The 19752-nt window shown below is 44.3% G+C and carries 17 protein-coding genes and 1 riboswitch; of the genes, 7 read left to right on the top strand and 10 right to left on the bottom strand.

Features of this window, described 5'->3' with window-relative positions:
• The first annotated feature begins 21 nt into the window (after positions 1-21).
• The gene (locus tag ACM0OZ_RS19145) at positions 22-627 is read left to right on the top strand and encodes a hypothetical protein (RefSeq protein ID WP_414584407.1); all 606 of its coding nucleotides are present in this window, start codon (positions 22-24) and stop codon (positions 625-627) included.
• A gap of 39 nt (positions 628-666) precedes the next feature.
• Positions 667-972: a hypothetical protein gene (locus ACM0OZ_RS19140; RefSeq protein ID WP_414584406.1), complete on the top strand. Its 306-nt coding sequence runs from the start codon at positions 667-669 to the stop codon at positions 970-972.
• A gap of 95 nt (positions 973-1067) precedes the next feature.
• Here the strand turns inward: ACM0OZ_RS19140 and ACM0OZ_RS19135 are convergent, their stop codons facing one another.
• Together ACM0OZ_RS19135 and ACM0OZ_RS19130 are read right to left on the bottom strand one after the other, a co-directional pair.
• Positions 1068-1334 carry a hypothetical protein gene (locus tag ACM0OZ_RS19135; RefSeq protein WP_069347004.1) on the bottom strand — a complete coding sequence of 89 codons (267 nt, stop codon included), beginning with the start codon at positions 1332-1334 and terminating at the stop codon, positions 1068-1070.
• A gap of 287 nt (positions 1335-1621) precedes the next feature.
• Entirely contained in the window at positions 1622-2023 is a 402-nt protein-coding gene (locus ACM0OZ_RS19130; RefSeq protein ID WP_414584405.1) for a DUF1636 family protein, read from the bottom strand.
• A 22-nt stretch (positions 2024-2045) separates the two neighbouring features.
• A riboswitch (cobalamin riboswitch) is annotated at positions 2046-2189 on the bottom strand.
• A 393-nt stretch (positions 2190-2582) separates the two neighbouring features.
• Here ACM0OZ_RS19130 and petJ point away from each other — a divergent pair.
• Positions 2583-2918 carry a cytochrome c6 PetJ gene (petJ, locus tag ACM0OZ_RS19125; RefSeq protein WP_414584404.1) on the top strand — a complete coding sequence of 112 codons (336 nt, stop codon included), beginning with the start codon at positions 2583-2585 and terminating at the stop codon, positions 2916-2918.
• Between the two features lie 588 nt (positions 2919-3506).
• Here the strand turns inward: petJ and ACM0OZ_RS19120 are convergent.
• The 3 genes from ACM0OZ_RS19120 to ACM0OZ_RS19110 all read right to left on the bottom strand — a co-directional run bounded on the left by ACM0OZ_RS19120 (position 3507) and on the right by ACM0OZ_RS19110 (position 5748).
• The gene (locus ACM0OZ_RS19120; protein WP_414584403.1) at positions 3507-4013 is read right to left on the bottom strand and encodes a cupin domain-containing protein; all 507 of its coding nucleotides are present in this window, start codon (positions 4011-4013) and stop codon (positions 3507-3509) included.
• A 23-nt stretch (positions 4014-4036) separates the two neighbouring features.
• Positions 4037-4450: a hypothetical protein gene (locus ACM0OZ_RS19115; RefSeq protein ID WP_414584402.1), complete on the bottom strand. Its 414-nt coding sequence runs from the start codon at positions 4448-4450 to the stop codon at positions 4037-4039.
• Between the two features lie 392 nt (positions 4451-4842).
• Positions 4843-5748 carry a helix-turn-helix domain-containing protein gene (locus ACM0OZ_RS19110; RefSeq protein WP_414584401.1) on the bottom strand — a complete coding sequence of 302 codons (906 nt, stop codon included), beginning with the start codon at positions 5746-5748 and terminating at the stop codon, positions 4843-4845.
• A gap of 185 nt (positions 5749-5933) precedes the next feature.
• On the opposite strand from ACM0OZ_RS19110, the gene ACM0OZ_RS19105 reads away from it, so the two are divergent.
• Both ACM0OZ_RS19105 and ACM0OZ_RS19100 read left to right on the top strand, forming a co-directional pair.
• Positions 5934-6182: a hypothetical protein gene (locus tag ACM0OZ_RS19105; protein ID WP_414584400.1), complete on the top strand. Its 249-nt coding sequence runs from the start codon at positions 5934-5936 to the stop codon at positions 6180-6182.
• Positions 6183-6711: 529 nt separating this feature from the next.
• On the top strand, positions 6712-7650 hold the full coding sequence (locus tag ACM0OZ_RS19100) for a ParA family protein (protein ID WP_414584399.1): 939 nt from the start codon (positions 6712-6714) through the stop codon (positions 7648-7650).
• 143 nt (positions 7651-7793) lie between these two features.
• Here ACM0OZ_RS19100 and ileS read toward each other — a convergent pair whose 3' ends face one another.
• On the bottom strand, positions 7794-10784 hold the full coding sequence (ileS, locus tag ACM0OZ_RS19095) for an isoleucine--tRNA ligase (protein WP_414584398.1): 2991 nt from the start codon (positions 10782-10784) through the stop codon (positions 7794-7796).
• Positions 10785-11126: 342 nt separating this feature from the next.
• On the bottom strand, positions 11127-11366 hold the full coding sequence (locus ACM0OZ_RS19090; protein ID WP_414584397.1) for a hypothetical protein: 240 nt from the start codon (positions 11364-11366) through the stop codon (positions 11127-11129).
• Here ACM0OZ_RS19090 and ACM0OZ_RS19085 point away from each other — a divergent pair.
• Complete coding sequence (locus ACM0OZ_RS19085; RefSeq protein ID WP_414584396.1) at positions 11365-11505, top strand: hypothetical protein; 141 nt, start codon at positions 11365-11367, stop codon at positions 11503-11505. The two genes, ACM0OZ_RS19090 and ACM0OZ_RS19085, sit on opposite strands and share 2 nt — an antisense overlap.
• 8 nt (positions 11506-11513) lie before the next feature.
• Here the strand turns inward: ACM0OZ_RS19085 and ACM0OZ_RS19080 are convergent, their stop codons facing one another.
• On the bottom strand, positions 11514-12332 hold the full coding sequence (locus tag ACM0OZ_RS19080; RefSeq protein WP_414584395.1) for a Ycf66 family protein: 819 nt from the start codon (positions 12330-12332) through the stop codon (positions 11514-11516).
• A gap of 349 nt (positions 12333-12681) precedes the next feature.
• Between ACM0OZ_RS19080 and gndA the strand changes: the two genes are divergently transcribed.
• Complete coding sequence (gene gndA, locus ACM0OZ_RS19075) at positions 12682-14109, top strand: NADP-dependent phosphogluconate dehydrogenase (protein ID WP_414584394.1); 1428 nt, start codon at positions 12682-12684, stop codon at positions 14107-14109.
• Between the two features lie 610 nt (positions 14110-14719).
• Here gndA and ACM0OZ_RS19070 read toward each other — a convergent pair.
• Positions 14720-15910, bottom strand: a complete 1191-nt coding sequence (locus tag ACM0OZ_RS19070; RefSeq protein ID WP_414584393.1) for a protein kinase domain-containing protein — start codon at positions 15908-15910, stop codon at positions 14720-14722.
• 109 nt (positions 15911-16019) lie between these two features.
• Complete coding sequence (hetF, locus tag ACM0OZ_RS19065; protein WP_414584392.1) at positions 16020-18596, bottom strand: cell division protein HetF; 2577 nt, start codon at positions 18594-18596, stop codon at positions 16020-16022.
• Positions 18597-19752: the final 1156 nt, after the last annotated feature.

Genomic DNA, 19752 nt, shown 5'->3' with positions numbered 1-19752 from the left:
GGCAAAATTCTTGAGTATGCATTGCAACAGCGATGCGTACGCGGTGTCACGTTTCAACCCATCCAAGCTGCTGGACGGTTAGAGGGATTTAATCCCAAGCGAGACAGATATACTCTAACAGAAGTTCGCAGGGCAATTTTACAACAAAGTCCTTACTTTAAACCAGAAGATATTCTCCCAGTTCCTTGCCATCCCGACTGCTTAGCAATGGCGTACGCGCTGAAACTCAACGGTAAAGTGATACCGCTGACTGGGTTAATCAATCCAGATACGTTTGTAAAAATTATGCCCAACAGCGTACTTTACGAGCAAAATGAAGAACTAAAGCGCCACATTTTTCAGCTATTTTCTACGAGTCATTCACCCAGTTCGGCAGCAACTTCATTAAAGCAGTTGTTATGTTGTTTGCCAATGGTTCCCGTCCCTCAAGGTATTAGCTATTCCAATATCTTTCGGGTGATGATTGTCCAGTTTCTTGACCCTTTTAACTTTGATGTTCGTTCAGTGAAGCGTTCCTGTATTCATATTGTCCACCCCGATGGTAGGATTATTCCCTTTGATACTTTCAATATGTTTTACCGCGAGGGTAGCGCTGGCTATCACTTAGTTAATAATCGTTTGATTTAATTGAATACAGCTTGTCTGCGCTTATTAGGGTGTCAATTTATGTCACAAAGAAATGAAATTTTAGGTGTTTTTTTAGGCATACTCTTGTTAATTGGTATGCATATTTTAGCGATACTAGCAATAGTTTTACTTAGTTTTATTAGAGGTATTTACGGTGCCCAAATTTTGATTATTGGGGGTTTTGGCTTTTTCTTGTGGCAACTTCTCTATGTCATTCCAGTCACTCTTTGGCTAAAAAGACGGCGGCAAAATGGCTTAATGAAAGGAGTGATTATTGGTGCGGTTATTACCGCTTTATTGAATGGAGGTTGTTCTTTATTGTTTTCTTTTCAAGGATTTCGATAATATGCTCAGTTTAGAAATAGCTCTTGTGGGGTTGGTCTAGAAAGCCCTCTTTCATCTACAAAATAGGTGAAGACTTCTGTCCCACAAGAAATAGGTTAACTTTTTATTTCAGATTTTTGAGATTCTTTAACAGAACGCGAAATTGTGAAGGAAGGTGAATCATCAAGCAGGGGTTGTTCCAATGTTGCTTCACTCGTTGCATTACTCAAGTAGGAGCCAAAAAGCTTATCGTAGTTGGAAGCAACAGCCAGAAACGCCCCACCTAATATATATATCGGAAGTGGTAGGGTGAATTCTTTTACCCAATCAAACAGTTCCGCTAGGGCAAACAGCACCAAAAAGCAGGCTAGCCAAACTCTCATGTTTCTACCCCTGGGATTCAAACGACTTTATTAATTGTAGATAGGTTGGGGACACTTCATGTCTACCACAACAACAATTAGATGAAAACGGGGGTGATGTGTGCGTCTTTCACATCCTACATCCTTATATCATGTTCGGCTAATGACCCTTAATTCCCCAAGAACCCCACCCCGCCTTTGACTTACGTCAAAGTCTCCCCTCCCCGCTTGCGGGGAGGGGTAAGGGGTGGGGTGCAGTCAGCGTGGGAATTATGGGTAAGCAACCGGAGATGATATCACGCCTACTATTATTCTCCCTTGTTGGCAGACAAAGGAGGAATTTTTGCTAAGATTCCTTTTTTAAGCGGTTCTGGTCTTTCTGCCCAGGGTAACAATCCTTGAGGGTGAGTGTAATACTTACTAGCACACTCTAACACCCCGGCTATTTGTGAGGGTGACAAATCTGGCGACAAATCACCAAAAAGGTAAGTATATTTACCAACAGATGCAAAAGAAATTGTACAAGAGCGATCGCAAGCACTCATGCATTCTACTGGTTGAATAGCAAATTCTTCATGCAACTTCCAGTCTTGATACTGTTGTTGCAATCGCTTGAATAATGTTTCGCCACCACTTTCACCGACACGTTTTCCATCTTTCCACACACTTGAGCAACTGGTGCAGACAAATAAATGATGTTGCGCTTTCATCCAAACCTCGTAGACGTGCTAAAGCAGAAGTTAACTAGTCGGCGGGTATTCTGACTGACAAGGAAACCCTTGATTACAGCTGCGGGACAGCGCCGGACTTACACCAGACTTTCCCCGTTACCTCTGATGGCTGATCCCCATCAGAACCGTTTACCTTGTGATCATATAGCATTTAAGCAATTGTCGAAGGAAAAACCTTTTACCAAGAAAGAACTCAGGAATCAGAACTCAGGAGTCAGAATATTAAACGCGCTTTTCGAGCATGAATTAAGAGTAGAGACGCCCATAGAGCGCGTCTGTACTGAGTGTTGGTAACACAGCCCCCGGCTCCGTGGAGACCAAGAAAGTTTTTCCGCACTTATTTCCCCCGGATTCACTCGTTTTGGATATTCTGATTACTGTGTTCTGTGTTCTGCGTTCTTCTTAACCTTTGTCCTTTGCTTTCCTTCCCCCGTGAGTCAAGAGGTTTGACAGCCTGTCTTTTGACGACAAGCGGTGTGAACAAGAGAATTATGGAGGAAATTCTCTAGAATGCGTCGATTCATAGAGGGAACACGCGATGAAAAAGATTTTTTTAGTATTGTTGTTGGTCATAACAATTTTTACCTTTGCCTTCAATCGTCCAGCTTTTGCTGCAGATGCTGTTAAAGGAGCGAAAGTCTTCTCTGCCAATTGCGCTTCTTGTCATGCGGCTGGAAAGAATTTGGTTCAAGCTAACAAGAACCTGACAAAGGAGGCTTTGGAAAAGTATGGCATGTACTCTGAGGAAGCAATTATAGCTCAAGTGACAAATGGTAAAAATGCCATGCCCGCTTTCAAAGGTCGTTTAAAACCCGAGCAAATTGAAGACGTAGCTACATATGTGCTGGGAAAAGCCGATAAAAGCTGGAAGTAAAGCAAAATAAGGCTATCAAAGCATAGTGGGAGGGTGAGAACCCCTCGCTTTTAAGCAGGGGATGAAATCCGACTCAACAGGTTTTAACCTGTTGTTTCTTTATTCCGGAACTTTTGCAAAGCACGATTGTGTCATAGTAGATATAACGCGTTACAACGCGAAACCATTGTAGGAAAGTCTTCCGCTTCCATGCCCAGCGAACCGATAATGACACTGGCTTCTGGGAAAAAGACAAATAAACTAAATCTTTAGACCCATCTGAGGGGGGACGCCTCTTAGATGTAAAACCAAAATACCTGTTGAGACGGTGAGACCAGCGCTGCGGGAGGGTTTCCCTGCGCAGGCGACTGGCGAACCCGGAGGGTCTGGCGGGGAGTAAGTCAAAAGGCTGCTCTAGTTAAGAGTCTAAGAAACAGGAACAAAGGTGTAACAGCACGGCAATAGCTAAGCTGTGGAACAACTTTTAAGAAACAAGCGTGCATTTATGCCAGGGAGTACGTCAATGTTCAGCAAATAGTAGGTAGGGCAGATGCTTTACCTACTGCTATTTTTTTACCATCGAGTTATTTCTACCATGCACCACTAGTTTCAAGATGCACGTGGTGTTGGTGGCTTGATGGTCACGCCGTAACGTGATGCAATGCCGACAATATTTTTCATCTCTTCCGGTGTATATGGGGGCGGTGGTGTGTTTGGGTCAGTTACCGGACGACCCATTTCGTCGAACATATTTTCGATACCTGACGGTGAGAATGTCACCAAGAGAATGCCTTTCGTGTCGCCGGTGTTCTCAAAGTTGTGATATAGCCCTCTGGGCATATTCACGTAGTCACCTGTAGTGGCGTGGAAAATTTCTTCCCCGACTTGAAATTTGAAATCACCCGCAGCAATGTAGACACGTTCGTCTTCTAAGCTGTGAACGTGCAAGGGCGTTGAATAGTAGGGCGGAACGATGTCTTCCATGACACTGAACGCTCCACCTGTGTCTTTGCTCGTGACTTTGAACGTAACGAGAATGTCACCCCACCAAAGGCTTGAACCTTTTCCTTTGGCAATCAATGCAGAAGTTTTGTTTGTCATTGCTTTGCCCCTCATTTTTTTGTCAGTCCCTGTGAATCTTAGGACTTTGTTTTCAAGAAAGTATCGATATCATTCCAGATTTGTAGTTCGACTAGTTTTGAGTCAGATACAACTAAGCGATCGATAAATCGGATGCTTGAAAATGTGGTGCCATCCGGATACTCACCCGTTAGTGTACCGACGCAGTAGACGGCAATACCTTGCGGGGTGAAAGCTGCATCGAAATACTGGTAAGCTGTGGTTACTCGACTGTAATGACTTTTTGCCCAAGCAACGTGTTCAGATAATGTGCGGAAGGTGATACCACCCGGGACAATGATGCGAAATTCGGGAGCTAAAAAACTCTGTGCTAACTCCATCTCTCGCCGCTTAATTGCTTGGAGAAACGATTGGGCAAGGCTAATTGCCTTTTGACTCAAATCGCTTTCCGTATCTTTGGTTTGTTTTAGCATCGGAAGCTCGCTTCTAATCTTTGCTCTCCAGAGGGAACAGATAAATTTGTATTTCATTCAAACGAGAACCGCTATACTCTTTTCTGTTTTTGCGGAAATCTTCTAGTACATTAAGACACAAGGCAGGAGGGAGATAATGCTTATACCATCTGCTTTTTGACTTCTTTGTTAAGCGTGTGCTTTTTAAATGCAATCGATGATTTCAGCAATGTTGAGGAAAATATTAAATCTTTACCGACACCTGTGTCTTTTCGTTTTCTGCGAAACTTTCATGAATCCTGCTGTATATCCGTATTTTCTTATATTTATATAAATAAGTAACAAACAGTTGACTGCAACAATGATTTATGGTTAATTTTTCATGAACTACATGCACCAGAAATAGTGAATATTTATCTTGTCATTTGCTGTCGGTATTGCCTGGGAGAGATGTTCAAATGCTGATGAAATACAGTTGCAAAGCGTGACTGACATCTAAAGCCAACGCGGTAGGAAATCTCTAAAATTGATAAGTCAGTTGAACGTAGTAATTGCTTGGCAAGTTCTAGCCGCTGTTGAATGATGTAGGAATGAGGAGTTAGTCCTGTAGATTGTTTAAATAAGCGAATAAAGTAGTAGTAGCTCATATGTACTAGCCCAGCTAGTTCTGTGATACTCAATTCCCGGTCGAGATTATCGTTGATGTAATCAAGAACTTCTCGCAGTTTGCGTTTGCTCAGACCGTCCCCATAGTTTGGAAAAAATGATTTCCTGGTAGCATATCGCCGCAGCAAGTGGGCTGATAGCATCATTGCTGCTGCCTCAACATACAGCGAGTCTCCTTCTAGCCCAGATTGGGCTTTGGACTTGAGAGCCAACCCAATCTGTTGAATGAGTGGGTCGTGCAGCTTAAATTGTGGTGTGAGTTCAACACGGTCTGGGTTGACTGACTCATGGGCGATGTGACTCAGGAAATTAGGTTCCAAATACAGATGGATAAACTGAGCTTGCTGGGGCGATCGCATAATTCGCCACAAACCAGCTGGATTGATGCAGATGATATCGCCATCGACAAAGTGTTCGCCTTGAACGTGATTGTCCACAACTCGTTCGACAAAAGCTGGAGTTCCGACATGAATGCTAATCATGTGCGTTGAAAAGGTGTGTTCAGGGGACTCGCTCGGTGGTAGCTGATAGTGTGCGACGCGAATCTTATCCCACAATGCTTGCTTAGTAAACACAAGGGGTACTTGTGGAATGACCTGCTCTCGCTCTTTGTCCTTTGTTGGGTCAACTACCAAAGTCTGTTTTTCTTGCATGACTGATGCCGCACAATTAAGTAAATAAGATCAATTAAGCAACACTAGTGTGAAATCGCGATTTCGTCACAGTACTAGCTTTCTCTTCCAGGGGTGCTTTCACTACCTGCTATATATTCAGATTTGCACGGCTAAATAATTAAAGTTAGTTCTTTTAATAACCCTTAAATTAAATTTGTCGAAAATTGCATAGAGTAAAAACGATTCATGATTTGATTAAAAGTAACCTCACAGAAACTGGTTTGGAAATTGCCTTTGCGTCCGCTGCAGTTCTATTAGACGAGTCAAGGGCTATAGAACTATTGGTGACGGCTCAAAAAACTCCCAACTTTTTTACAACGAGTGGCGATCGCCCTTTGAGCGGGCACTTCGTGCGATCGCCTTTATACGGGGTTTTGCCCATCGCGCCTTTAAATCAATACGGGTTCAGTTAAGATTTTTTGTGATAGCGAACGCTCTTTGCGGCAGCGCATAGCACGAATGTGCCGCCCTTGTACACGTGCCTTGACGTTGCATATAACGCCTGTTCCATTGGTTATCATTTTTGCAAGTTGTCTTATCGGCAACTGTATTGCCCTATATTCCTCCACCAATACACCGCTCACTGCTATAATTTTGACTGCTTTAATTGAGGAAATATCGCTGAGGTAGGCTGATGAGCGTCTTCATCGCACTTTTTTTCATCAAGACAGTCCAGAGTTCTTCTTGAATTTTGAACAGCAGTTTGGAAAATGAAGGGGGAACTTCCAAGGGTGCAGTGGCTCATCTGCTGGAGCTTAGGTTTTGCAACCACTGCCTTCTCAACACTGTTAACTCCCCTTATGACGAACGATCCAAGATTATTTGTGTAACGTACTAACGCTTTATAACTGCTCTATAATGTTAAATTTAGCAAAAATTTTCTATCTGTAACGAGACGTTTGCGCTACCTAAATGGGAATGCTTTATTAGAGGAATTAACCAATGGGATATGTGATTGCTACTGCAAATATGAAGGGCGGAGTTGGCAAAACCACCCTTACTGTTAATATGGCTACTTGTTTAACGAAAAATTATGGCAAGCGGGTGCTTGTCCTTGACTTAGATAGCCAAATTAGCGCCACACTCAGTCTCATGTCTCCTGTAGACTTTGCTAAGCTGCGCAAACAAAGACGGACATTGAGATATCTGATAGATGATATTATCAACCCCTCGTCAAGGGCAAAATTGACAATTCGGGATATCATTCAGACCCAGGTTTGCAATCTCCCCGGATTGGATTTATTACCAGGAGATATTGACCTGTACGATGAATTTGTTGTCTCAGAAATGCTTCATCAACAAGCAGTGAATCTGGGTGAAAATGAATTTGAAACGATTTGGAATCGGTTTGAAAGAGTCTTGCTAGGTAAAATCTTAGAACCTATTCGGGAAGAATATGATTTTATTATCTTAGACTGCGCTCCTGGATATAATCTTTTGACGCGTAGCGCTTTGGCAACCAGTAATTTCTACATACTTCCTGCTAAACCGGAACCATTATCTGTGGTGGGTATTCAATTACTGGAAAGACGCATTGCTAAGTTAAAAGAAAGTCACGAGCATGAAGCAAAGATAGATATACAAATGCTGGGTATTGTCTTCACAATGTCGAACACCAACTTTCTTAGTGGAAGATACTACAAACAAGTTATGCAACGTGTTTATCAAGATTTTGGTGAAGGAAAAATTTGTCAGACACAAATACCAACTGATGTGAATGTTGCTAAAGCAGTTGACAGTTTTATGCCTGTTGTTTTAAACAATTCCGGCACAGCAGGGTCAAAAGCATTCCTTCAATTAACTCAAGAGTTGTTGCAAAAGCTAGAGTCTGCTGAGCGTGAAAAGCAACAAAGAACTAATTTAGAATTGGCCACACCGTAGAAGAGATTAGGGAGATGAGGGAGATGAGGGAGATGAGGGAGTGAGGGAGATGGGGGAGATGGGGGAGAAGTAGAAATTATCCCTGATCCTCCTTATCCTCCTCATCCTCCTCATCCTCCTCATCCTCTTTTCCCCTTGTCCTCTTAAAACTGCCCAGCCAACGCGGGAACACACCGTTCGCAAAGCAGGGGATGTTCAGCAAATTCTCCTACATGAGTTGAGTAGTTCCAGCAGCGATCGCACTTCTGCCCTTCTGCGTTCACGACTCCAATTTGCCACGTGTCGGACTGCAAGCTGTACTCCAACCCTTGCACCGCTTCAGGAGAATCCAACAAGTCCACCTGAGAGGTGATAAACAGGTAGCGCAGTTCGTCTATTCCATTCTGAGTAGCATTCAGTGATTTCACTGAAGAACGTAACTGCTCATCTGCTACATACAGCAATACCTTTGCTTCCAGGGAAGAACCAATCATTTTATTGACTCTTGCTTCTTCCAGCACTTTGTTAACTTCAGTACGCAGTTGTCGCAATTGTTGCCACAAGGTCGCTAATTCTGGATTTTGCCACTTTTGGTCTAACTGCACCCAGCCAGCTTCAAACACCGATTTGTAGGGTGTTTTGTACGGCAGAAATTGCCAGATATCTTCTGCCATATGGCACAGCACAGGGGCGATCGCTCGTGCTAAATTCTCTAAAGCAATTTTCAGCACCGTTTGACAGCTACGACGGCGGAAAGTATTTGGCGCACTGATGTACAGCCTGTCCTTAGCGATATCCAGATAAAAGTTGGATAAATCAACCACGCAGAAATTCTGCACTGTTTGGAAAAACCGGAAGAATTGGAAACTGTCAAACGCTTCGGTAACTTCCTTAAACACCTCCGTCATGCGGTGCAGCATATAACGGTCAAGCTGCGTCATTTCCTCAAATGGTACCGCGTCCTTTTCGGGGTCAAAATCGTGCAAGTTGCCCAACAAGAACCGCGCCGTATTGCGAATCTTGTTTCTGATATCCGTCAGTTGCTTAAGGATATTTTTACCGAGAGGCACATCTGAGGTGTAATCTACCGACGACACCCACAGACGCAACACGTCTACACCATAGCCAGGTTCTTGTTTTTGATTTTTCCCACCCTCGATAACGATTTTGGGGTCAATCACATTCCCCAGCGACTTACTTTGCTTGCGTCCTTGTTCGTCTAGGATAAAGCCGTGGGTCAACACCTTTTTATAGGGCGCACAGTCATTAACCGCCACGCTGGTGAGCAAACTCGACTGGAACCAACCGCGATGCTGATCTGAACCTTCCAAATACAAATCAACAGGATAGCCCAACTCTGGTCGCCGTTCTGCCACAGCTGCCCAGGATGAACCAGAATCAAACCACACATCCATCGTATCAGTCCCCTTACGGTAAGACCGACCGTTGTTGCGGTATTTTTCTGGCAACAATTCTAGGGCTGAAAGTTCCCACCAAGCATCAGAACCCTTTTCGGCAAATATTCCTTGCACGTGCGAAATAGTTTCTTCATTTAGCAGAGGTTCGCCAGTTTCTTCATCATAGAAAACAGGAATTGGCACACCCCAATTCCGCTGACGAGAAATACACCAGTCAGAACGTTCCGCAACCATTGGTCTGATGCGGTTTTCACCTTGTGCGGGAATCCATTTTACGGAGGCGATCGCCTTTAGCGCCTCATCCCGAAATCCTTCTACCGAAGCAAACCACTGTTCCGTTGCACGGAAAATCGTCGGTTTCTTCGTCCGCCAGTCATAAGGATACTTGTGTTGGTAGGGTTCCTCCTTCAGCAGAGAACCCGCCGCCGTCAGCGCATCAATGATCGCCTGATTTCCATCACCCAAGACATTCAACCCAGCAAACTGTCCCGCCTCTTCGGTAAAGTTGCCATTGTCATTTACTGGCGCAAGGATGGGTAAACCGTAACGCTGACCAACAATGTAGTCTTCTTGACCGTGACCCGGGGCAGTATGTACTAACCCTGTACCTGAGTCAGTCGTCACGTAATCACCGCCAATCACAATCGGGCTTTCGCGGTCAAATAAGGGATGACGGTAGGTGGAATGTTCTAAATCTTTCCCTTTGATTGTGGCTTTTACCGTTAGCTGAGTTCCCAGAACCTCAGATAGACGTTCCACCAAATCAGCCGCAACAATCAAGTAGCGGAACCTCACCCCCTCAGTCCCCCTCTCCCCAAGGAGAGAGGGGGAAGCAACTTCCTCACTCTCTCTTCCTGCTTGCACGGAGTCGGAAGCATTTTCTTCACTCCCCCTCTCCGCTTGCGGGGAGGGGGTTGGGGGGTGGGGTTCCACTTCCACCACCGCGTAGTTCAGAGATGGATTGAGAGCAACAGCCAAGTTACCGGGAATTGTCCAAGGCGTTGTTGTCCAAATAGCCACACCCAACTCAGGTAAAAATTCCCCAAGTACAGGTTTCACAGCTTCCGATAAACTTGTCATTGGGAAAGCTGCATAAATACTACGCGAAGTGTGACCTTCAGGATACTCCAACTCAGCTTCTGCCAATGCCGTTTTAGAACTGGGACTCCAGTGTACTGGCTTCAAACCACGATAGATGTATCCTTTCAACACCATCTGACCGAAAACACCAATTTGAGCCGCTTCGTATTGCGGTTTCATCGTCAGATACGGATGTTCCCAATCACCCCAAATGCCGTAACGTTTGAAACTTTCGCGCTGTTCATCAACTGTCGAAAGGGCAAATTCTTTCGCTTTTTGCCGTAGTTGCAAAGGCGTCAAGTTTTGCCGTTCTGCCGACTTCATATTCTGCAAAACTTTCAGTTCAATTGGCAAACCGTGGCAATCCCAACCAGGTACGTAACGAACTTTACGCCCGCGCAGCAGTTGATAGCGGTTAATAATGTCTTTAAGAATTTTATTTAAAGCATGACCGAGGTGGAGAGAACCATTAGCATAAGGTGGTCCATCGTGCAATATAAATAATTCGCCTGGATTATTCTGAGACAGGCGTTCATAAATCTTATTGTCTTCCCAAAACTTTTGGATTTCTGGCTCCCGCTTGACAGCGTTCGCTCGCATATCAAAGTTCGTTTTAGGCAGGTTTACAGTATCTTTGTATTTTCCAGTTTCTGTCACGATTTCATGCCAAGAAATAATAAGGTCGTATTCTCACTATTATCCGTGAGAAAGTCTTTAATGTGGATGCAAAGCATTTAAGCAGGCGGCGCGAGGTATGCCTGCTGAAATGGTCGAATATTAAACCTATGGTACTCTATCTTTGTTGTTGGGGGTCTTGTTCAGGGGGTTCCCTCCGTTCTAGGAACTGGCGTTGCGTTCAAGCCGAAAGTACAGCACCAGTGTTAGGCGGTGCCGTACTTTCGTTATCTCACTCTCTCAAACTCTCAAATCGTTACATAGCCGTAACACACCCTACTTAATATTTAGTTTATAAATGACCTCTTGTTGCATCATTAACTGTCATGACTCGGCAATTATTCTGGCGTTAAGCAAGGTAAAAATTCTGTCGAGTTCCAATATTCCTGTCAGTTCAGCCTCTTGTTCTGAAGTCAATAAACCAGCTTTTTTATTCTCTGAAAGTTCTTCAAGCCGAGACTGGAGTTCCTCGGTAAATTTGAACAGATAGAGATTCCTAACTTTGCTGATTTTGATTCCAGATTCTACCCAGAATGAAGGTTGGACCATCATTTGAGTAATCATGTTTTTGTCTTGCTTTGTGGGTGATGGTCGTATTGTAACAGTGAATCTTTGTCTTTCTGCTTCCTGGAAAGCCATTGCGCAGAGCGCAGCGCCGTTATGGACGATCGCCCCAAAAGAGCGATCGCCTCGTCCCGCATGATTTGCTACTTATGAACTTTGCCCTGGGGGATTTGGTGGTACTTCCCCAGGTGGTGCTTCTGCTGGGGGAGCAAGTGCAGCATCAGGAGCAATTTCCTCAACTGGAATTTTTGCTAATTCCTCTGCCACAGCCTCTCCTTCCGCAGCAGCTTCAATTGCGGCTTCTACCAATTCTGGAGATGGCGGATTGGGTGGAACGGCTTTTGGCACATTCTCAGTTTTAGCTTCTGTAGGGGCAGATGGAACTGCTTCTGCTGGTTGATCTAATGTCGGAGTTTTTGCTTCGATATCAGTCACGCTAGCAGAGGTCACTACTGATTGTTCTGTTACGGGTGTGCGATCATCAATAATTTCAACCGTAGGTTTACCTGTGGGTGCAGGAGGAGTCGCCTCTGTTTTAGGTTTTTCAGGTGTCTTTTTACCCACAGTTTGCACTCGGTCTTTCGCACCCGAAAAGGTTCTACCAATACTCTTTTGCACTTGAGCAAGCCTTTGGGGAAGCGATAACTTAGAAACTTGCTCCTGAATATTTGTTTTTACTGTTTCAGTGCTGGGTATTTGGGTTTGTTGTGCCTGTGGCGTCACTTGACGACGTAATGACAGTGTTTGCCAGCCAAACCAACCCAAAAGAGCGACACTAGCCACATGACCCAGCAAAAGACCTCCAGTAATGCGTTGGGCAAATATCCATAAGACCAAGGCGTAGAAGAGTCCTACACCACTCCAGATAAAATCATTCTTACGGTGGATTTCAGGGAAAAAGAAAGCTGCTAAATAAAGCGCTACACTTCCAAGACCGACAGTCAACGCCAGGACATATGCCAGCATTTTGTGGTTACTCCTTACTGTGTCATTTCACTAGGGATTTGAGATTGGGGATCAGAAGTTGGGAATTTTTCGCTGTCAGTGGCGGCTGTTAGTTGTCAACCCTCTAACCACTGAACAGTAGAAGTACTCACTCCCAAGTATCTACTCCCCAATCGCTTAACTAGATATCTCAATTTTGCAAATTTTGCCAGAAAGTTGTTGATTCAGATACAAATTAAAATTTTTTATGTGTGTAGCTTGGGTATCCTTGCTTTGTGCATGAACTCTTAATGTCTTCTTTAGGAGAGAAGCAGAAATCTCGGACTACCCTTAAAGATAAAGAGAATCTGCAAGAGTTAGCCAGAATTTTATGACACAGCAAAGCTTTGGTGTGATTGGTTTAGCTGTTATGGGTGAAAACATCGCTCTCAATGTGGAGCGTAACGGCTTTCCAATCGCAGTTTACAACCGCTCGCGTGACAAAACTGATAAATTCATGGCGGAGCGTGCCCCAGGAAGAAATGTCAAAGCCGCTTTTACTCTAGAAGACTTTGTTGCTTCCTTGGAACGTCCCAGAAGAATTCTCATCATGGTGCAAGCTGGTAAACCTGTAGACGCAGTGATTAATCAGCTCAAACCCTTGCTGGACGAAGGCGACATTATTATCGATGGTGGCAACTCTTGGTTTGAAGATACGGATCGCCGTACCCAAGAATTAGAACCTGCTGGGTTTCGGTTTATTGGTATGGGCGTCAGTGGTGGTGAAGAAGGAGCACTCAATGGTCCTTCACTCATGCCAGGAGGTACGCAAAGCTCCTACCAGTATCTGGAGCCAATTTTCACCAAAATTGCCGCCCAAGTCGATGATGGTCCCTGTGTGACATACATTGGTCCTGGTGGTTCTGGTCACTACGTCAAAATGGTACACAACGGTATTGAGTACGGCGATATGCAGCTCATTGCCGAGGCATACGATTTACTGAAAAATGCCGCTGGACTTGACCATAATCAACTCCATGAAGTTTTTGCGCAGTGGAACACCACGGACGAACTCAATTCGTTTTTGATTGAAATTACGGCAAATATTTTCCCTTACATTGACCCAGACACAAATTTACCTCTGGTGGATTTGATTGTTGACTCCGCAGGTCAAAAGGGAACTGGACGCTGGACGGTACAGACTGCTTTGGAATTGGGTGTTTCAATACCAACAATTATCGCAGCAGTCAATGGTCGCATCATCTCTTCTTACAAGCAAGAACGGGTAGCAGCATCTAAAATCCTTACAGGTCCCACTGGCAAGTATGAGGGAGATAGCAAAGAGTTTATTAACAAGGTGCGTGACGCCCTCTACTGCTCGAAAATCTGTTCTTATGCCCAGGGAATGGCGCTGCTTTCTAAAGCTTCCCAAACCTATAACTGGAATTTGCAGCTGGGTGAATTGGCTCGGATTTGGAAGGGCGGCTGTATCATTCGCGCTGGATTTTTGAATAAGATTAAGAATGCATTTGGCGAAAATCCATCACTGCCAAACCTCCTGTTAGCTCCTGAATTTAAGCAAACAATTCTTGATAGACAAACAGCTTGGCGTGAAGTGTTGGCAACAGCCGCTAAACTGGGAATTCCAGTGCCAGCATTTAGTGCATCTTTGGATTATTTCGACAGCTATCGTCGCGATCGCTTGCCTCAAAACCTCACACAAGCTCAACGCGACTACTTCGGTGCACACACCTACGAGCGTTTGGATAAGCCCGGTTCCTTCCACACAGAATGGGTACCCATTACTGAGAAGTCCTAGTCAACTTCAACGGCAGAATCACTGCCACATCAACAACCAACAACACCTTCAAGTTCTACGGTGAATTTTGAGTGACTCTGAAAACCTCAGAGTCACTTTTTTTGAATAGACAAGATTGCATCTCTTTGATTCCATCTGTGTCCATCTGTGTCCATCTGTGGTTCATTATTCTTTTTTGTGGAATGAATGCAAGAAGTCTAATCCTTAACTGAACCGTATTGCCATATAACGCTCTTCCATCACTTTGCTGAGAGAAAAATAAAAGCCAAAATCTGAAAGCCAGACACTGTTAGGGATTTGGACTTTAATTTCTCACATAAAGCCGGAAACATTGATTCTTACGTAAAGCCTTTCGCTGTAAGGATTTCAGAATATACTCTCTCGAGAGTGATGAAAGAGCGATAAGTAAGTAGGCGAGAAAAAATCAAACTATGTAAAGAAAAGTAAAGCTTTAAAACTAGTTCGTAGTACGCGCTAAGCGCGTTCGCCGCTCTTGCGTGCCGCAGGCTAGACAGCGCTTACTACATACCTTTAATTATTTACACCAACCTACTTAGTGGTTTTAAATTTCAGTAAAAATTAGTAACAATAAAGTTTTATAGTTTACACGCTAAAATTCACCGTTTTTATATTTAGCCTTTAATTCTTCCAATTCTGCATCTATTTCACTTTGACTAGAAGAAGGCTGGGGTGTTTGCGGCTGAGGCTGAAACTCAGTTTTCTTATTGCTTTTGGCATGACCACCTTGAAGAAATAGAGTTTTCATTTCCTCTAATTCTATATCTATTTGACTGGTAGTTTTATTGATAGAAACAGGTCTAGAGGTAGGTGGTGAAGTAACAGGTTTTACTGGTTGCCTGACAGGTGGTGTTGAAGCTAATTGCTGCCCCCCGTTTAAGTCTTGGAGAACTTCATCTACAGTTTGGTAACGCCTAACGGGAATGCTTTCTAGCATCTTGTCCAGAATACGACTCAACTGATTGCTCACCGGATTTTTTAGATATTGTCGCCAAATCCAAGTGTCGTTGTTAATGTCGTATAAGTCAAAAGGAGAAAGTTGGGTTAAGAGATGAACGCAGGTAACACCTAAGCTGTATATATCGCTGGCAAAAATAGCTCTTCCTCTAATTTGTTCGGGTGCTACATATTCCGGGCTACCAATACTGGTTCCTGTTCTGTTTAACGCTGTGTAGGTAGCTTCTTTAGCCGCACCAAAATCAACCAAAACTAGACCCCCCCCTGTCCCCCCCTTGGTAAGGGGGGGTGCCGAAGGCTGGGGAGTTATACGACGAATAATATTTTCCGGCTTAATATCTCGGTGAATGACTTGTCTTGCATGACAAAATTGCAGCACTAGCAATAAATCATTCAGCAGTTGGCGAATTTGAGTTTCATTGAAAGCACCTTTTTGTTCCAATTCTTGAGCTAAGTTCAATCCGTCGATAAATTCTTGTACAAGATATTGCCGATCATCTTGAGTAAAATAAGCCAAGAGTTCGGGAATTTGGGGATGCCTGCCCAATTCATCCAAGCGCATTGCCTCTTGGGTAAATAACTCTACTGCTTTCTGCACTGTGCTAGTCCCTTGAGCTTGGGGGTAGAATTGCTTAATCACGCAGCGCGGTTTAGAGGGTTTATCCTCATCTATTGCTAAGAAAGTTCTGCCAAAACCACCCTGCCCTATCGGTTTAATAGCACGGTAGCGTTCTTTGAGAAGTAACTTGGAACCACACGTCAGGCAAAAGTTTCCACCATTCGTGTTAACAGGCTTGGGACAATTGGGGTTTAAGCAATAGCTCATGTGACAAATAAAGGCTTTAGCGTAGCTCTTAATACACTGGGCTACGCTCTTATATGTTTTTATTTTGCCACGCCGAAAGATGAAGGCGAATTTTTGTAAGAAACAATTGTCAATTTTCAAGTGATGAACGCTGAGTTTTTTGCTGGAGGAGTCCTTTCCAATCTTGTAAAGCCTTCTCTGTCCACAGCCAATTTTTACCCAATTCTCTCATCTCAAAATTAATTGGATCTTCTTTTATGACCATTTGACGTAGCTTGATTGCTTCATTGAGATATTGCTCACGTTTTCCGCTAGGTTGATTACTTGCAGTTTTATACAAGCCAAGGGCTAACCCAGCATAAGCTGTTAAAGCATCCCGAGGCACTGGCTTTGAGGGAGAAAATGCTGTGGGAGAAGCAGCAGTTCTATTTTGCTCTCTAACTGCTAAACTCAATGCCTTGAACCAGGAGTCATTTGCCCGGTTGATATTACCTTGTGCGTAGTAAGCAAATCCTAATGCGTTGCTATACAAAACTGAGTCTGGTTGAGCCTTGAGTGCGCTTTCCCAGTAACGACGGGCGTCATCGACGCTGTATTTGTTGTCTCCTGTTTGGATAGATTGCCACGCCAATCGCCCTTTGAAAAAGTAGATAGATGGATTGTCTGCTGACGCTTGGGGAACGGCGTTCAGGGCTGATTCAGCGTTAGAAAGTACATTACGGTTGAGCAGTTCTTCCACAGCCTGAAGCCCTGCTTGCAAGTCACCCTGGCTCAATTTTTCGGTGGCGATCGCACTGACAGATTGGGTGTCAGCCGTTTTGAAATTGATTTGTGGGGTGTTAGAGTTTGGTTGAGACTGATGAATTGACACTACCGACGGCAGTTTCGACATTTGTTGATTCTGCGACCACCAGTTGAAACCGACAAAAGCTGCGATCGCACTTACTCCCACAGCGCCAACAACACCCAATAATTTGCGTCTTTTGCCTCGTTTTGCCTTCGCTGTTTGTGATGCAGGCGTGGTTCTTTGAGCTAACGACCCGGCATTTGAGTCGTCCCAACCTGCTTGGAATCCAGCTTCCTGACGAGTCAGTTCACTATTGGAGGGGTGTTCGCGACTTCCAGAACCGCCCAGCTTACCATAAGAAGCCGCTTTGCGGACTTCTTCCCACATCCTCACATCGTTTTCCAGCGAAGCTATTTCACCGGAAACTTCTGTTTCGTCAAGACCATCTTCCCCAAATTGCACGAGTTCAGCCTTCATGGAAGATTGCTCGGATGTCTTTTGTTTATCTAGTTGCCGAAACAAATCCGAAACAATCGCTGAATCTTCTTCGTAGCTTGGGTCATCGTACTCAATTTCATCAACAAGGTCGCCCCAGGTTTCTTCACCCAGCCAGTCTAAGTCAGAGGGTTCCCTTGTCAAATCTGAGGGTAACATATCCTCAATGGGTAATGCCATTTCGGCGTCATGTGCCGGGTCTGAATAAATTGTCGCTGTAGTTTTTAAAGAGGAATTATACTCATTAAATAACTCTTCATCTTCAGGTAAGAAAACTCCTGGGCTGAGATAGCCATCGAATTCTGGCTGGAGATATAAAATTGGCAATGCCCAGTAAAGTTGGTGAGAACCATAGCCAGCAACCAATCCTTGGCGCATCCGACTCACGCACAAATCCACAGAATATCCCTGAGATAAGTTGCGGTAAAACAATTGTGTCAGCAGCAGCGCCACTTCATCGGGGATGCGTTCTGACATTGCCAAAACGCTCCTAATCCCCCGCTTTACCAAGGTTTCTGTCAAATTGCGTTCGCCTGTGTCTCCTGTGGGATCCGAGGAGGTAGCTGCATATGTTCCCAAGCAGGAGTTAAACACTGCCATCTGGATGTTATTATTGACCAGCAAACCCGCCAAGTCATCGCCACTTAGGGTTTCCCTTAAACCAGTTCTGTTACTGACAAGATAAATTTCTCCGCCGTTGGAGGCGATGTTACTGTGACCAGAGTAGTGCAGAACGTGGTATCGTCCTTGTTCTAGGGCTTGTGTCAATTCTTCCCGCCCTGGTTGTTCGAGCAAGGTGAGTTCTATCTGCGGTAAATCATTGCCACCTTCTCCATCACGATGAAGTTCGGCTTGCAGTTTGATAGCTTCTTGTTTAAGGAGATCCAGACGCACAAGATCTGTAGGAGAAGCGATCGCCATCAGTACTTTTATCCCACCTTCGTCTGCTGGTATTGGCATACTTGTCGAAGGTAAACGAGAACCGCCGCCAATGCCACTTTGATAGCGAGAAAAAGCGATATACGGTCCTGTCGCGATCGGGCGATCGCCTGCATGCATCACTTCCCAAGGTAACCGCGCTAACCTTGTGTCTTTCAGTCCCAACCGCAGACGCAACACCTGTTGGTGGTTTTGGGCAATCCCTTGTGCCGTAATCCAACTATCTCTGAGGGTGCCTTGAAATAGTGCGTTATAAAATTGTTGACCCAACGCCACCAAGTTGACGGAGTTTCTTGCTAAAGCATCTCCCTGCAGCACCGACTTCAACGGGTCATTCATCAAATGTCCCGCAGCCGTCAACCAATCAGCTACAGGCCAAGTCACCAGTTCTTCTGCCAATGGCACCCCAGGCGCGACTTGTTCCGTCCGCACCAAGTAGTCATTTTGCCCTACTGGGGTTACGGAAATGTGAAATTCCTGGGTCACAACTGCTCCTGTTTGCCTCCTAAATTTGCTTTGAAACGCGATTCATTTTCAAGTCAATGTTTTGCTTCTTCTGATACCTTAGATGCATCCTGCCACTGATTGTTTCTGATTCACGTTGTTTTGCTCATACCTGTTTTACCTTTTTCCTCTTAAAACTCATAACCCACGAGTCAGAATTCATGCTGTATTCTCTACGACTTGGTTCTGAGTCCAGGTTCAAAGCTTTCTCATTTGAGCTATTGTGGAGAAAAAAATCTTCCTTCATAAAATTACATCCCATAGGCTGAGTTCTTCTAAAATTTTGAATTCAGCAATTCAATCTCCTTTCATCACTTTATCCGGATCTTGTTAGTTTCGCCCAGAACATTCTTAGTGGTAGATGCACCTTGATCTTCAACTCCCATGTTGGCTAACAACCCTGTGGGAGTTTTTCTGTCTTAACTGGTGAGCGATCTGGAGTTAGGGGTAGGGGTCTAAGGCTGTAAGGGAAAACAATTTCTTTACACCCCTACACCCAAATTTATGCTCTGGTGATCATCAACCTCTAACTTTTTTCCGTAGTTTACAAATTGCAACTCTTTCTGATATGCACAAAATCACTTGCAAGAGGGTAGTTATCTCTAAAACATAGGATTCGTAAATGCACTTTGATAACTGACTCCCCTGGTGAACATTCGGCTACTTAGGCTTTTCTTATTGTTAGATAAAATCAAAATATTTTTTACCTCCAAAATGGAGGATTTATCCGGAAGAAGGTAGTTATGTCTGGAACATAGTATTGGTAGATGCACCCTGATAACTGACCCCCTAGTGGACTTTCGGCTGCTGGGGGATTTTTTTGACTACTGACACAACTATAACTCCAATTTTCGCGTTTTTTGTCCGGAACAGCTTAGTTATTTATAAAACATAGTATTGGTAGATGCACCCTGATAACTAACGCCCCTGGCTAGCTACTAGCTACTTGGGGTTTTTTATTTTTTACACCAACATCCCCAGAATTCCCGCGCTTTTTATCCGGAACAGCCTAGTTATTTATAGAACATAGTATTGGTAGATGCACCCTGATAACTGACACCCCTGGCTAGCTACTAGCTACTTGGGGTTTTTTATTTTTTACACCAATCTCACGACAATTCCCGCGTTTTTTGTCCGG

It is taken from the genome of Scytonema sp. PCC 10023 (genome assembly GCF_963920835.1).
Taxonomy (GTDB): Bacteria; Cyanobacteriota; Cyanobacteriia; order Cyanobacteriales; family Nostocaceae; genus Kalymmatonema.
Note: the sequence above shows the minus strand (reverse complement) of the source record. Positions and strands in the feature narration are given on the sequence as shown.

Bases quoted from the DNA above. Each gene is read 5' to 3' on its own strand.
- ACM0OZ_RS19120 (WP_414584403.1), bottom strand. From the start codon at position 4,013: ATGAGGGGCAAAGCAATGACAAACAAAACTTCTGCATTGATTGCCAAA.
- ACM0OZ_RS19080 (WP_414584395.1), bottom strand. From the start codon at position 12,332: ATGCTGGCATATGTCCTGGCGTTGACTGTCGGTCTTGGAAGTGTAGCG.
- petJ (WP_414584404.1), top strand. From the start codon at position 2,583: ATGAAAAAGATTTTTTTAGTATTGTTGTTGGTCATAACAATTTTTACC.
- ACM0OZ_RS19085 (WP_414584396.1), top strand. From the start codon at position 11,365: ATGTTTTTGTCTTGCTTTGTGGGTGATGGTCGTATTGTAACAGTGAAT.
- ACM0OZ_RS19100 (WP_414584399.1), top strand. From the start codon at position 6,712: ATGGGATATGTGATTGCTACTGCAAATATGAAGGGCGGAGTTGGCAAA.
- ACM0OZ_RS19115 (WP_414584402.1), bottom strand. From the start codon at position 4,450: ATGCTAAAACAAACCAAAGATACGGAAAGCGATTTGAGTCAAAAGGCA.
- ACM0OZ_RS19140 (WP_414584406.1), top strand. From the start codon at position 667: ATGTCACAAAGAAATGAAATTTTAGGTGTTTTTTTAGGCATACTCTTG.
- ACM0OZ_RS19090 (WP_414584397.1), bottom strand. From the start codon at position 11,366: ATGATTACTCAAATGATGGTCCAACCTTCATTCTGGGTAGAATCTGGA.
- ACM0OZ_RS19110 (WP_414584401.1), bottom strand. From the start codon at position 5,748: ATGCAAGAAAAACAGACTTTGGTAGTTGACCCAACAAAGGACAAAGAG.
- ACM0OZ_RS19135 (WP_069347004.1), bottom strand. From the start codon at position 1,334: ATGAGAGTTTGGCTAGCCTGCTTTTTGGTGCTGTTTGCCCTAGCGGAA.
- gndA (WP_414584394.1), top strand. From the start codon at position 12,682: ATGACACAGCAAAGCTTTGGTGTGATTGGTTTAGCTGTTATGGGTGAA.
- ACM0OZ_RS19130 (WP_414584405.1), bottom strand. From the start codon at position 2,023: ATGAAAGCGCAACATCATTTATTTGTCTGCACCAGTTGCTCAAGTGTG.
- ACM0OZ_RS19070 (WP_414584393.1), bottom strand. From the start codon at position 15,910: ATGAGCTATTGCTTAAACCCCAATTGTCCCAAGCCTGTTAACACGAAT.